General features: G+C 73.5%; 10 protein-coding genes. 5 read left to right on the top strand and 5 right to left on the bottom strand.

Annotated features, from left to right (window positions below; all coding sequences use genetic code 11):
- The first annotated feature begins 19 nt into the window (after positions 1-19).
- Entirely contained in the window at positions 20-361 is a 342-nt protein-coding gene (locus tag WFI00_RS07190; RefSeq protein ID WP_336632056.1) for a tryptophan synthase subunit alpha, read from the top strand.
- A gap of 88 nt (positions 362-449) precedes the next feature.
- Here WFI00_RS07190 and trxA read toward each other — a convergent pair whose 3' ends face one another.
- The 4 genes from trxA to WFI00_RS07170 form a co-directional block, all read right to left on the bottom strand.
- A complete protein-coding gene (gene trxA, locus WFI00_RS07185) occupies positions 450-773 on the bottom strand; it encodes a thioredoxin (protein WP_336632057.1) in 324 nt (107 codons plus the stop codon).
- A gap of 59 nt (positions 774-832) precedes the next feature.
- Positions 833-1,846, bottom strand: a complete 1,014-nt coding sequence (gene trxB / locus WFI00_RS07180) for a thioredoxin-disulfide reductase (RefSeq protein WP_336632058.1) — start codon at positions 1,844-1,846, stop codon at positions 833-835.
- Between the two features lie 81 nt (positions 1,847-1,927).
- The gene (gene murJ, locus WFI00_RS07175) at positions 1,928-3,538 is read right to left on the bottom strand and encodes a murein biosynthesis integral membrane protein MurJ (protein WP_336632059.1); all 1,611 of its coding nucleotides are present in this window, start codon (positions 3,536-3,538) and stop codon (positions 1,928-1,930) included.
- Complete coding sequence (locus tag WFI00_RS07170) at positions 3,531-5,783, bottom strand: DUF6049 family protein (RefSeq protein ID WP_336632060.1); 2,253 nt, start codon at positions 5,781-5,783, stop codon at positions 3,531-3,533. Before WFI00_RS07170 ends, murJ begins: the two co-directional genes overlap by 8 nt.
- A 154-nt stretch (positions 5,784-5,937) precedes the next feature.
- Here WFI00_RS07170 and WFI00_RS07165 point away from each other — a divergent pair, with 154 nt between their 5' ends.
- The 4 genes from WFI00_RS07165 (at position 5,938) to malQ (ending at position 12,694) form a co-directional block, all read left to right on the top strand.
- Positions 5,938-7,491 (top strand): DUF7059 domain-containing protein, encoded by a 1,554-nt coding sequence (locus WFI00_RS07165; protein WP_336632061.1) that lies wholly within the window; start codon positions 5,938-5,940, stop codon positions 7,489-7,491.
- A 38-nt stretch (positions 7,492-7,529) separates the two neighbouring features.
- Positions 7,530-8,969 carry a CCA tRNA nucleotidyltransferase gene (locus tag WFI00_RS07160; protein WP_336632062.1) on the top strand — a complete coding sequence of 480 codons (1,440 nt, stop codon included), beginning with the start codon at positions 7,530-7,532 and terminating at the stop codon, positions 8,967-8,969.
- A gap of 183 nt (positions 8,970-9,152) precedes the next feature.
- Positions 9,153-10,484, top strand: coding sequence for a GAF domain-containing protein (locus tag WFI00_RS07155; RefSeq protein ID WP_336632063.1), 1,332 nt, complete (start codon positions 9,153-9,155; stop codon positions 10,482-10,484).
- Between the two features lie 62 nt (positions 10,485-10,546).
- Positions 10,547-12,694, top strand: coding sequence for a 4-alpha-glucanotransferase (gene malQ, locus WFI00_RS07150; protein ID WP_336632064.1), 2,148 nt, complete (start codon positions 10,547-10,549; stop codon positions 12,692-12,694).
- 68 nt (positions 12,695-12,762) lie between these two features.
- On the opposite strand, the gene WFI00_RS07145 is transcribed toward malQ, so the two are convergent.
- On the bottom strand, positions 12,763-13,656 hold the full coding sequence (locus tag WFI00_RS07145) for a DMT family transporter (RefSeq protein WP_336632065.1): 894 nt from the start codon (positions 13,654-13,656) through the stop codon (positions 12,763-12,765).
- Positions 13,657-13,671 lie beyond the last annotated feature (15 nt).

Raw genomic sequence — 13,671 nt, 5'->3', positions numbered from 1 at the left:
GGGGACGTAGGCTGGAACGGTGACCGCCCCGTACTCCCTTCCGCGCCGCGCCAGTCTCGAGCTGCTGCGTGCGGAGGCGGCCGACGAACGGGCGGTGCTGATCGAGGAGCGCGTCCGCGACGGCGAGGACCCCTGGGACTTCATGGAGGATCTGCCGACCGTCGATGAGCTCGTGGTGCTCACGCTCCGCGCCGAGAACATCGCGGCCGACGGGGGGAATCGACCGACCGCCGCGCGCAACTACCGCGTCCTGCGACAGATCGCCCTCGATCATCCGGACCTCACCCGGGCGGTGTGGCGACTTCTGGGCAGCGAGCCGCATCGGCGGTGGGATGCCACGGTGCGCGTCGACGCATCCTGACCTCACCCGACGACGCGGCACACCGGCACGCCGGATACGACGAACCCCGCCGGGGGGTCCGACGGGGTTCGAGGGAATGATCCCGGGATCAGCCGATGTACGCGGCGAGATCCTGCTCGAGGGCGAACTTCGGCTTCGCTCCGATGATCGTCTTCTCGACCTCGCCCTTGTGGAACACCTTCATCGCGGGGATCGAGGTGATCTGGTACTGCATCGCGAGGTTGGGGTTCTCGTCGACGTTGAGCTTCAACACCGTCAGCTTGTCGCTGTGCTCGGACTGGATCTCGTCGAGGATGGGGCCGACCATGCGGCACGGGCCGCACCAGGCGGCCCAGAAGTCCACCAGCACGGGACCTTCGGCGTCGATGACGTCCTGCTGCCAGGTGCTCTCGTTCGTGGCCTTGGCGGTCATGTTCTTCTCCTTACAGAAGCGTTGCAGTCAATGAACAGCGGGGTGCGCGGATTTGTTCCTCAGGCCGCGCCGACGCCCGCGACATCCGCGCCCGCCGCGGCGTCGGGAAGTCCGTCGATCTCGGATGCATCCGCGGCGGGAGCGCCCGCATCGCCGAGGGCCGCGAGGTAGTGCTCGACGTCCAGAGCCGCCGTCGTGCCGCTGCCCGCCGCCGTGACCGCCTGACGGTACGTCGGGTCGATCACGTCGCCCGCCGCGAACACGCCCGGCAGCGACGTGCGCGATGAGCGGCCGTCGACCCACACCGTGCCGTGCTCGGTCAGGTCGAGCATCCCGTGCACGAGGTGGGTGCGCGGGTCGTTGCCGATCGCGACGAACACGCCCGTGACGGGCAGTTCGCGCGTCGTGCCGTCGACGGTGTCGCGCAGCAGCAGACCGGTCACGGCGTCGTCGCCGAGCACGTCGGCGACCTCGCTGTTCCAGACGAACTCGATCTTCTCGTTCGCGAAGGCGCGCTCCTGCATGATCTTCGAGGCGCGCAGCTCCTCGCGGCGGTGGATGACGTAGACCTTGGAGGCGAACTTGGTGAGGAAGGTGGCCTCCTCCATCGCGGAGTCGCCGCCGCCGACGACGGCGATCTCCTGCTGGCGGAAGAAGAATCCGTCGCACGTGGCGCAGTACGACACGCCGTGTCCGGAGAGCCGCTGCTCGCCGTCGATGCCGATCTTGCGCGGAGCCGAACCGGTCGCGAACACCACGGCATCGGCCTGGTGGACGGCCCCGCTGCCGAGTGTGACGGTCTTCACGCGACCCTCCAGATCGAGTGCGGTCACGTCGTCGTAGAGCACCTCGGTGCCGAACTTCTCGGCCTGCTCCTGCATCTTGGCCATGAGGTCGGGGCCCATGATGCCCTCGGGGAACCCGGGGAAGTTCTCCACCTCGGTGGTGTTCATCAGCTCTCCGCCGGCCTCGACGGAACTGGCGATCAGCAGCGGCGAAAGGTTCGCGCGCGCCGCGTAGATGGCGGCGGTGAAGCCCGCCGGGCCCGATCCGATGATGATGACCTGTCGCACGCGCTCTTCCTCTCCGCCCGGCCCGGACCGGGCCTCAGGACGTAGAACCCATGCTAGCCGCGGCGCATTCCGCCGTCGGGGTCAGCGCCCGCCGATCCGCCGGATCGTGCGGACGGCCATCGCCAGTTCGGGCGCGCGCAGCAGTGCGAGCACGCCGATGTAGACGAGGAGGGCGGCACCGCCCACGATCGACGCGCCCACCGCGCCGAGGAGACGGTCGCTCGCCGTCCAGCCGCTCTCACCGCCGAGCAGGAGGAAGACGCCCCACCCGGCGGCTGCGGCGGGCAGTGCGGCGGCGGCGAAGCGCCCCAGTGCACGCCAGGTGGCACGCAGGGCAGTCGTGTCGGTGTGCCGCCGCAGCAGGCGCAGGGCGACGGGGAGCTGGATGAACGTCGAGAGCGACTGGGTGAGGGCGACGGCGGCCGCGAGGAAGCCGAGGGGCAGCAGCCCCGTCATGACGGCGACGAAGGCCAGCCCGGCGCCGAGCGCGGCCAGCCCGGCCTGGACGAACGAGAACAGGAAGGGAGTTCGGGTGTCCTGGAACGCGAAGAACGCCCGTCGCACGATGACCAGCACGCCGAACGGCACGAGCGAGAGCAGGTAGGCGACGAGGACCCACGCCATCGCCACCGCACCGTCGGTCGTGGTCGTGAACACGCGCGACACCGGGACGGATGCCGCGGCGATCGCCGCCGTGAAACCGAACCCGAAGACCGCGATCGCCCGGATCGACTCGTCGAGGTTCGGGGCGACGCGGTCCAGCCGGCCCGCGGCGACCTCCTCCGACAGCCGCGTGAAGTACGTGGTCGAGATCGACATCGCCACGATCGAGTGCGGGAGCATGAAGATCAGCCACGCGTAGACCATGACGGTGACACTCGCCTCGCCGGACGCCTTCGTGACGACCTGCGACTGCACGATCCCCGCCAGCTGGCCGACCACCACCGCGAGGAAGGTCCACCAGGCGAGCGTGCCGATATGGCGCAGTCCGATGCCGCGCCAGCGGAAGTCCGGCCTGATGTGCAGCTTCGTCCGCCGCCAGAAGAAGAGCAGGACGATCGTCTGCATCGCGATGCCGAGGGTGGCCGTCCCGCCCAGGAGCGCGATCATGCCGCCATCCCACTCGCCGACGGACGTGTACGGTCCGCCGAACACGGCGAGGAAGACGCCGAAGCCCGCGATGGAGACAAGGTTGTTCACCGTCGGCGCCCAGCTGTACGGGCCGAAGACCTTACGGGCGTTGAGCACTTCGCCCAGGAGCGCGAACATCCCGTAGAAGAGCAGCTGGGGCAGGACCCAGTACGCGAAGGTGAGCGCGAGGGCGTGCTGCTGCGGACCCCAGGACGGGGCGTAGAGCCAGATGAGGAGGGGCGCGAGCGCCATCGTGAGCGCGGTCGCGGCGATCAGCACGACCGCGCCGAGGGTCAGCAGCTTGGACACATAGCGCGAGCCGCCGTCGGTGTGCGCCGCGGCCTTGACGATCTGCGGCACCAGGATGCCCGTGATCACGCCTGCCGCGAGCAGCTCGTACACGTTGGTGGGCAGCGTCGCCGCGATGCTGAACGCGTCCGCGGCCCGGCTGCCGTAGGAGCCGATGACAGCGACGAGCACGAGCGAGCGGACGAGGCCCGTCACGCGGGAGAAGAGCGTCCCGGCACCGATGATGGCGCTGGCGCGACCGAGACTAGCCATCCGCATCCTTCCGGTCGAGCGGTTCGGGGCTCGCGGACGGATCGTCGGCTCCCGCACGCGGCGCGCGCCCGGGGCGGTACTTGCGCACCGTGCGCACGGCGCCGATGACGATCATCCCCGCCACGAGGGCCGACAGGATGCCCAGGCCCACCGATTCCCACTCGGCGCGCACGGCGACGTGCACCGCGACGGGCTCGCCGACCGCGACGCCGCTCGGGCTGCGCAGCTGCAGCCGCAGCGAGGACTCGCCGCTGGCGACCCGCGCCTCGACGGGGACCTGGACGCGGGTGATCTGCGATGCGCCGACCTCGACGTCGGTGAGGTTCTGGACGATCATGCGGGGATCGCCCACGGTGGCGGCCAGCTGCACGCGCACCGGCCAGCGCAGGTCGTTGCGGACCGTGAAGGTCAGGGGGGCGGTGGAGGCGGCGAGGGTGATGTCCGTCGGCGGCACGATCGCGACGGCGCCGAGGGTGTCGCGCGTCTGCGCGCGGTGGGTGCTGATCGCATCGGCCGCGCGGTCGGGGGAGGCGAGCCAGCCCACCGACAGGAGCTGCATGACCGCGGCGCGCTCGGGTGCGGTGAGCACGGCGGGGTCGGCGAGGATCGACGAGAAGCCGGTGAGGGCCGCCTCATCGTCCATCAGCGCTCCGAAGTCGCCGAGACGCTCGGGCGAGACCGTGGCCGCGCGCAGCGTCGTCGTCACGGGTGCCGCGGCGGTGAGGGACGCGAGATCCACGGCGGTGCGCCCGGCCAGGCGCGTCGCGACGGACACGGCGGCGCGGACGCCGTCCGGCGTGGACGCGATCGTCCGGTCGAGCGCGACGAGCAGCGGCGCGCCGGGTGCCGCCGCGGCGGCGAGATGGGCGTAGGCGGACGCCTCGGCGAGCGAGGACGCTCGGGTGACCGGGACGACGCTCGTGGCGGCGGCGGTGAGGGCGGCGGAGGTCGCCGCATCGGCGACCAGGACCGGTGCGCCGTCCACGCTCGCCCACGCCGGCGAGGCCGCCGCGTCGGTCGCATACGCGGTCGAGTCCACCAGCGTGATCGGCGCGGATCCCTGGCCGTCTCCGGATGCGGCCAGGGCGGCCACGGTCTCGCCGCCCACCTCGGACGGGGCCGGCCAGTACACGGTGGTTGTCGTGGCGCCGATGTCGGTGAGCTGCGCCAGGGTGGGCAGTGCCGGGGCGCCGCCGGGAGCGGGCGTGGGGTCGGCGGTGGCCGCGCCGGTCTCGCCCGCGGTCGGAGTGCCTGCCGCGGGGGTCGGCGATGCGGGCGCGTCGGTGCCGGTCGGTGCGGGGGTGGCGCGCGCGAAACCGGACGAGGCCAGGAAGGAGTCGAGCGAGGGGACGCTCAGCGCACTCGTCTGGCCGGCTGCGACCTGGACGGCGACGTCGGCGTCGCCGAACTGAAGCGCGAAGCGGGGATTGGGCAGCGCGACCAGGTCGTCGAGCCAGCGGAGCGCCGGCGCGGGGGCGGTGGTGCCGAGCACGCGGATCGCGGCGACGACGGCCGGATCCACGGCCAGGATCGCGGTGGACCCCGTGACGGCATCGAGGAGCTGGCGCAGAGCGCCGCCGGTGTCGGTGAGGGTCGTGAGCTCCGCCGACGTCAGCAGGCCCGACGTGATCGGAGGCGCGGTGATCGGCACGACGACGCCGAGCGCTCCCTGCGCGGTGTCCCCGGGGACCACGATCACGCTCGTCGCCGACAGGGTCCCCTGGGCGGAGTCGTACTCGGCGCGCAGCGGATAGACCCCGGGTGCGAGCCCCGCGAGAGCGCCGGCATCCACACTGATCGTCGTGGTCGCGCTGCCTTGCGGCGCGACGGAGCCGAGATCGCCGCCGCCGACCACGCGCTCGGTCCGCGCACCGTCGGAGGGTGCGGTCGTCAGCCAGGCCGCGACGTCGGCGCGCGTGGAGAGCGGGCGGTCCGAGACGGCGACGCGGACCGGGCCCCCGGCCGCCGTCGCATCCGTCGGATTCTGCGCCGAGGCGCTCACGAGGAGCGGCTGATCGGCCGCCACGACGCCGGCCGACGCGGGTGCCACGGCGAACGTCACCGGCGAGGTGTCGGTCGTCGCGATCGGGGCGGCTGCGGCGGTGGAACCTGCTGCTGCTGCCGGCGGTGCGAGGGCCGCGGTGCCGGCGAGCACGACCGTCAGTGCGCTCGCCAGCACCGCCGCGGCGGCGGCGAGGCGGCGCATCCGGTGCCGGCGCGCGGGAGCGAAGGAATGGGAGGTCATGACGGGTGTCGACTCGAGTGCGGTCGGGCCGCACGATCAGGTGCGATTCTAGGGTCATACCCCTGTGCGCTCTCCGAGACGGGCCGTGCGCACGTGAGAACCCACGACGACGGATGCCGGTGCCGCGCACCGGCGCGAGCGGAGGAGACGACCCATGAGCACGGACCCCCAGCCCGACCCGGCGGTGTGCGCGGATCTGCGCGCCGATCTGCACGCGGCCGGCTACACCGCGGACGCGGTGCGACGCGCGTGGGGACCGATCGCCGACGAGGCCGTCGGGCACGGTCTGCACGGTCCGGCGCTGTCGGCGCTGTCGGCGTCTCGCCCGGACGGGCCGACCGAGACGATCGCGACGCTCGCGCGCCTGCTGTTCCTCGGGGTGCGGACGTCCCGGGCATCCGTCGACGCCGCCCTGCCGCGCACGGGATCGACGGGACTGGTCGCGCTGGGCCTCGCCGAGGTCGACGGCGACCATGTGGTCCCCGCCGCGCTCCTGCGGCCGCAGGACGTCGTGGACGTCGACGGCGTGGAGCAGTGGTGGATCGCGAGCGATCTCGACGAGGCGGCTCTGGGCGGCCCGCTGCCGACCGGGCACGTGCTCGGCGTGGGCGGCGCGTCGCTCACCCTGGCGGGTCTGCAGCTGCCGACGCCGGCGGAGCGCGTGCTCGACCTCGGCACCGGATGCGGCATCCAGGCGCTGCGCGCCCGCCGATTCGCCGAGCGCGTCGTCGCGACCGACGTGTCCGAGCGCGCCCTCGCCTTCACGCGGCTGAACGCGCTCCTGTGCGGCGTGGACGGGATCGAGACGCGCCGGGGCAGCCTGTTCGAGCCCGTCCGCGGCGAGACCTTCGACCGTGTCGTCTCCAACCCGCCCTTCGTCATCACCCCGCGCGCGGCGGGCGTCCCCGCTTACGAGTACCGCGACGCCGGCTTCGCCGGCGACGACCTCGTCGCCGCGTTCGTGACGGGCGTGGGTGCCGTCCTGTCGCCGGGCGGGACGGCGCAGCTGCTCGGGAACTGGGAGGACCGTCCGGGCGCGGAGGGACTCGAGCGCGTGCGCGGCTGGGTCGACGCCTCGCCGGTGCCGCTGGACGCCTGGGTGATCGAACGCGAACGCCTCGACCCCCTGGCCTACGCCGAGCTGTGGGTGCGCGACGGCGGGACCGCGCCGGGGACGCCGGGGTACGGGAGGCTCGTGGAGGCCTGGCTCGCCGACTTCGCCGAGCGCGGGGTGACCGGGGTCGGGTTCGGCTATCTCGTCCTGCGCCGTGCCGCCACCGGGACGCCCACCGTGCGCCGGTTCGAACGCGTGACGGGACCGCTCGCCCAGGGCGTCGCCGACGGCGGGCTCGGCGCTCATCTCGCCGACGGCCTCGCTGCGGCGGACGTCCTCGCAGAGCTCGACGACGCGGCTCTCTCCGCCGCGACCGCGCTCGTCGCCGGGGACGTCACCGAGGCGCGGCACCACCTGCCGGGAGCCGAGTCCCCGAGCGTGATCGAGCTGCGGCAGGGTGGGGGGCTGGCGCGCACGATCGAGGTCGACCCCGCGCTCGCCGCCCTGGTGGGCGCGTCGGACGGCGACCTCTCGATCGGCTCGCTCTCCGATGCGATCGCCCAGCTCCTCGAGGTGGACCCCGTGGCGCTGCGGGCCGACCTCCTCCCGCGCGTGCGCGAGCTGGTGATGACGGGCTTCCTGCGCCTCGCCTGACCGGGGGGCGCGAGCGAAGCGCCGGTAGGCTGGAACCCATGCTCAACATGGCCGAGGGGCTCGACCGGCTGGGTGCGCTCGCGACCTCGCCCATCACGGCGAAGCTCGGCGCGGCCTTCGCCGACGCCGGGTTCGAGCTCGCGATCGTCGGCGGTCCCGTGCGCGACGCGCTCCTCGGGCGCGCCGTGAACGACCTCGACTTCACCACGAACGCCCGCCCCGACGACATCCTGCGGATCGTGAAGCCGCTCGCCTCCGCCACGTGGGACATCGGTCGGGCGTTCGGGACGATCGGTGCCAAGATCTCCGGACCCGGCGGCCGCGCCGAGCAGGTCGAGATCACCACGTACCGCGCCGACAGCTACGACGGCGTCACCCGCAAGCCCACCGTCTCGTTCGGCGACAGCCTCGACGACGATCTCGCGCGGCGGGACTTCACGGTGGGCGCGATGGCGCTGCGGCTCCCCGTCCCCGCCCTCGTCGACCCGAGCGGCGGCGTCGAGGACCTCCTCGCAGGCCTGCTGCGCACCCCGAGCGACCCGGAGGTGAGCTTCGGCGACGATCCGCTGCGGATGCTGCGCGCCGCGCGCTTCGCGGGGCAGCTCGGTTTCGAGGTGAGCCCGGACACCCTCGAGGCGATGGCGCGTCTGCGCGGGAGCATCGGGATCGTGAGCCCGGAACGCATCCAGGGAGAGCTCGTGAAGCTCCTCGCGTCGGACGATCCCGTCCGCGGCATCCGGATCCTCGTGGACACGGGACTGATGGGAGAGATCCTCCCCGAGATCCCCGCCCTCCGGCTCGAGATCGACGAGCACCACCATCACAAGGACGTCTACGAGCACTCGCTGACGGTGCTGCGCCAGACGATCGAGCTCGAGCACGCGCGGCATCCGGGTGCGGCGCCGGACGTGACCCTGCGCCTCGCGGCGCTGCTGCACGACATCGGCAAGCCCGCGACGCGCAAGCTCGAGCCCGGCGGCGGGGTGAGCTTCCACCACCACGACCTGACCGGGGCGCGGCTCGCGCGCAAGCGGCTGCAGGCGCTGCGGTTCGACTCCGACACGATCGCCTCCGTGACGCAGCTCGTCGAGCAGCACCTGCGCTTCTTCGGCTACGCGGAGGGGGCCTGGACCGACTCGGCGGTGCGCCGCTACGTGCGCGACGCCGGCGACGAGCTCGAGCGCCTGCACATCCTCACCCGTGCCGACGTCACGACCCGCAACCGCCGCAAGGCGCAGCGCCTCGCCGCCGCATACGACGACATCGAGGCCCGCATCGCCGCGCTCGCCGCCCAGGAGGAGCTCGATGCGATCCGTCCCGAGCTCGACGGCAACCGCATCCAGGAGGTGCTGGGCATCGGGCCCGGCCGCGAGGTCGGCGAGGCGTACCGCTTCCTGCTGGAGCTGCGGCTCGACGAGGGCGTCCTCGGCCCGGAGGAAGCCGAGGCCCGCCTCCGCCAGTGGTGGGCCACCCGGTAGATCCCCGGCCCCGGCCCCGGGCCGGGCCCCGGCCCGAGCCCCGGCGTGCTGCCCCGGGTGGGGCGAAAGCAGGCTGAACCGGGCCCTGGCGCAGGTCCGGGGCGGATTCACACCGATCGGGCCTGCTATCGGAACGCGCGGCGACCTAGACTGTCGGCACCGCTCTGCTGATCGGAGTCGCCGGTGCCGTCGTCCTGGTCGTCTCGCCGTGACGTCTCACCCGAGACCTCCCGGCTGCTGATCGAGCGCGCCCACGACGAGCTGGTGGGGGGCAACCCGGTCGATCCGCGGCTCGCCCAGATCCGCAGCGTCGTGCGGGAGTCCTGGCGCCGATCGCTGGCGAACCTCGTGGGGGCCGACGCGCTGCCGCCCCTGGACCTGGTCGACGACGAGCTCGAGGCCTACCGCCGCGCGCACCCGCTCGCCGGGGCGATGGACATGATCCGCGGGCTCCTGCAGCCCGACGCGGACGCCGGGGTCGTCGTCGCCGTGGGCGATGCCGCCGGTCGCCTGCTCTGGGTCGAGGGGGATCATCGCGTGCGCACCCTCACGGGCGGGATGGGCTTCGTCGCCGGCGCGAACTGGTCCGAGGAGGTGGTGGGCACCTCGGCGCCCGGCACGGCGCTCGCGCTCGGCCGATCGGTGCAGATCCACGGCGCGGAGCACTTCAACCGGCTGGTCCAGCCGTGGTCGTGCACCGCCGCACCCGTGCACGACCCCGAAACTCGCCGGCTGCTGGGCGTCATCGACGTCACGGGCGGCGCCGAGGCCGCGACGCCCCAGGCGCAGCTCCTCGTCGACGCGACGGCCCGTGCGGTGGAGGGCGAGCTCCTCGTGGCCCGGCTGCGGGCCCGCGGCGCCGCGACGGCGCCGATCCCCGTGCGTCGGCCCGCCGCGCGCGACGCCGTGCGGGCGCCGGAGACGGCGACGCTGCGGGTGCTCGGGCGCGACCGCGCGCTCCTCGAGGTGACCGGCTCGGGCCGGGAGACCACGTCGGAGCTGTCCGCCCGCCACGCCGAGATCCTGCTGATGCTGGCGGTTCATCGGCAGGGCCTGTCGGCCGAGCGCCTGACCGAGCTCGTCTACGGCCCGGACGCCGGCGACGGCACGCTCCGCCCCGAGATGGTCAGGCTGCGCAAGACCCTGGAGCGGATCGCCCCGCACCTCGTGCCGGCGTCGCGCCCGTACCGCCTGCCCGCGCAGCTCCACACCGACGCGCAGCAGGTCGTGTCCCTCCTCGACCGCGGAGCGCACCGCGTCGCCCTCGCGGCCTACCGCGGTCCGGTGCTGCCCGAATCGAACGCGCCGGGCGTCGAGGAGTACCGCGACTCGGTGCGCCTCGCGCTGCGTGAGGCCCTCATGAGCGAGGCGTCCGTCGAGGTGCTGCTCGCCTACACCGACACCGCCGACGGAGCGGAGGACGTCGAGGTCCTCCGGCTCGCCCTCGAGATGCTGCCGGCCCGCTCGCCGCGGCGCGCGGGCCTGGTCGCACGGATGGAGAAGCTCGGGGCGTGAGCGCACGGCGGGCCGTGTCAGGATGGGCGCAGACGCCGACCCGGCGCGGACGGAGGGATGCCATGACCGCTGAGACCGACGCCGCCGCCGAGGTGCCGAGCGCCGAGCTGACCCGGCTCGCGGAGGCTCACGGCATCGTGACGGAGTACTGGTCGTTCTTCGGCGACCGGGTGCGCGTGCCCGCATCCACCCTCCGGGCCGTGCTCGCCGCGATGCGGGTCGACGCGACCTCGGATGCCGCCGTCGCGCTGGAGCGGACGGAGGACGATCGGTGGCGCGCCCTGCTGCCGCCCTCGCTCGTGTCGCGTCCCGGCGCGCGGACGCTGACGGTCCACGTCGCCGACGCCCACGACGTGCGCCTGTCGCTCGCCCTCGAGGACGGCACATGGCGCGACCTCCCGATCCCCGCCCAGGCCCCGCCGTCGCGGGACGTCGACGGAGTCCGGCGGTGGCGTCTGGAGGTTCCCGTCCCCGCCGACCTCCCGCTCGGCTGGCACACGGTGCACGCCGAGGAGACGCCCTTCGGCGGCGGCGACCCGGTGCGCACGGCGTCCGCCGTGTTCGTGGTGACCCCCGAGCGGATGGCTCCGCCGCCGGCTCGGCCCGGCCGCCGCCGCGGGTGGGGACTGATGGCGCAGCTCTACTCGGTGCGATCGCATGCCTCCTGGGGCATGGGCGACTTCGGCGACCTCGGCGACCTCGCCGCCGTCGCCGGCGAGCGGGGAGCGGACTTCCTGCTCGTCAATCCGATCCACGCGGCCGAGGTGACCTGCCCGATCGAGCCGTCGCCCTACCTCCCCGCGACACGCCGCTTCCTCGCACCGCTGTACGTGCGCCCCGAGGACATCCGCGAGGTGGCCTACCTCACCCCCACGGAGCGCGCCCTCGTCGAGGCCGCCCGGGCGCCCGTCGCCGCGATGGACACCGACCCCGGACGCATCGACCGTGACGCGGTGTGGGCCGCGAAGCGTGCGGCGCTCGACGCCATCTTCGTCGTGCCGCTCTCGCCCGCGCGCCGCGCCGCGCTCGACGCGTTCGCCGCACGCGAGGGCGGACCGCTGCAGGACTTCGCGCTCTGGTGCGCGCTGGAGGAGCACTATGCCGGCGGGGACCGTCCCGACGAGGCAGGGGACATCGCGTCCCCGCTCGTCGCGCGGCTGCGCGAGGAGCTCTCGGGACGGGTCGCGTTCCACGTATGGCTGCAGTGGATCGCCGACCAGCAGGTGGAGCGCGCGCAGGAGGCGGCGAAGGCATCCGGCATGGCGATCGGCGTGATGCACGACCTGGCGGTCGGTGTGCACGCGAAGGGATCGGATGCCTGGTCGCTGCGCGACATGTACGCGCGCGGCATCGCCGTGGGTGCTCCGCCGGACATGTACAACCAGCAGGGTCAGACGTGGAACCAGCCGCCCTGGCTGCCCGAGGCGCTCGCCCGGTCGGGGTACGCGCCGCTGCGGGACATGATCCGCACGCTGCTGCGGCACGCGGGCGCGCTGCGGATCGACCATGTGATCGGACTGTTCCGGCTGTGGTGGATCCCCGCGGGGCTCGGCCCGGGGGCCGGCACCTACGTGCGCTACGACCACGAGGCGATGATCGGCGTCCTGATGCTCGAGGCCTCGCGCGCCGGTGCCGTGCTGATCGGGGAGGATCTCGGAAACGTCGAGCCGTGGGTGCGGGACTACCTGTCGGCGCGCGGCATCCTCGGCACGAGCGTGCTGTGGTTCGAGCGGGAGGGCGACGGATTCCGCCCGCCGGAGAGCTATCGGGAATCGCTTCTCGCGACCGTCAACACCCACGACCTCCCGCCCACGGCGGGGTACCTCGCCGACGAGCACGTCGCCCTCCGGGCTCGTCTGGGCCTGCTCACCCGGCCGGTCGAGGAGGAGCTGGCCGAGGCGGACGCGGAGCGCGCCGGCATGCTGCGACTCCTGCGCGACCGGGGCCTGATCGGCGACGCCCCCACCGAGCAGGAGGTCATCGAGGCGCTCAACGTCCTCATCGCCGCCTCCCCCGCTCAGCTGCTCGGCGTCGCACTCGTCGACGCGGTCGGCGAGCGGCGCACGCAGAACCAGCCCGGCACCTCGACGGAGTACCCCAACTGGCAGATCCCTCTCGCGGGCGCGGACGGGAAGGTCGTGCTGCTCGACGACCTCGCGGCGCATCCGCGGTTCGCCTCCCTCCTCGCCGCCGTCGACGCGACGATGTAGCGCGCACCCGCGCACCCGCGCACCCGCGCGCTTCGGTCGGGTCCGGTCGGCTCGGGTCGCGATCGGGCTCAGGTCGCGGGATCGGCGCGGGGCGTTCCGGGGGCGCGGGCCGGCGTCAGGGCCCCCGCGACGACGCCCCCCAGCACGAGGGCGAGACCGACGATCTGCGCGGGGCCGAGCCGTTCGCCGCCGAGGAGCACCCCGAGAAGCACGCCGGTGACCGGGTTCAGGAGCCCAAGGATGCCGACCACCGCGCCCGGCAGGCGCGCCAGACCGCTGAACCAGGCGGCGTACGCCACGGCGGTCGCGATCAGGATCACGTACGCGAATCCCGCCACGGCGGGAAGGTCGAGCGCCGGCGGCGCCCCCTCGACCGCGACGGCGAACGGCACGACGACGAGGGAACCGGCGACCAGCTGCCACGAGGTCATGGTCAGGGGCGGGATGTCGGACCCCCAGCGCCGGGTCAGCACGAAGCCGAGCGAGGAGGCGAGCATCGCGACGACGGACGCCGCGATCCCCCAGGGATCGGGTGCGACGCCCGCTCCTCCGGGCTGGAGCATGATGATCACGCCGACGATGCCGAGACCCGCCGCACCGACCGCGCGGAGGGTCGGCCGCTGGCGCAGGACGACCCAGCTCAGCAGCAGGAAGGCCGCCGCCGACGTCGACATGATCGTTGCGGCGAGGCTCGTGGCGAGGCGCTGCGCCGCGACGTAGACCAGCACGTTGAGTCCCCCCACGGTGAGGGCGCCGAGCAGCGTCGACCGCCACCACCACGAGCCCCGGGGCAGTCGGCGGGCGACGAGCAGGACGATCACGCCGGCGGGAAGACACCGGATCACGGCACCCCACAGCGGAGCGTCCGCCGGCAGCAGGTGGCGGGTCACGAAGTAGGTGCTGCCCCACGCGATCGGTGCGATCGCGGTGATGAGGATCCACCGCCAGGATTTATCTTCCACGGAAGGCAATATAGC

Source organism: Microbacterium sp. MMO-56 (assembly GCF_037146215.1).
GTDB lineage: Bacteria > Actinomycetota > Actinomycetes > Actinomycetales > Microbacteriaceae > Microbacterium.
Note: the sequence above shows the minus strand (reverse complement) of the source record. Positions and strands in the feature narration are given on the sequence as shown.

What these genes read in the sequence shown, in the direction of transcription:
- murJ (WP_336632059.1), bottom strand. Translation starts at nt 3,538, where the DNA reads ATGGCTAGTCTCGGTCGCGCCAGCGCCATCATCGGTGCCGGGACGCTC.
- WFI00_RS07165 (WP_336632061.1), top strand. Translation starts at nt 5,938, where the DNA reads ATGAGCACGGACCCCCAGCCCGACCCGGCGGTGTGCGCGGATCTGCGC.
- WFI00_RS07160 (WP_336632062.1), top strand. Translation starts at nt 7,530, where the DNA reads ATGCTCAACATGGCCGAGGGGCTCGACCGGCTGGGTGCGCTCGCGACC.
- malQ (WP_336632064.1), top strand. Translation starts at nt 10,547, where the DNA reads ATGACCGCTGAGACCGACGCCGCCGCCGAGGTGCCGAGCGCCGAGCTG.
- WFI00_RS07170 (WP_336632060.1), bottom strand. Translation starts at nt 5,783, where the DNA reads ATGACCTCCCATTCCTTCGCTCCCGCGCGCCGGCACCGGATGCGCCGC.
- trxA (WP_336632057.1), bottom strand. Translation starts at nt 773, where the DNA reads ATGACCGCCAAGGCCACGAACGAGAGCACCTGGCAGCAGGACGTCATC.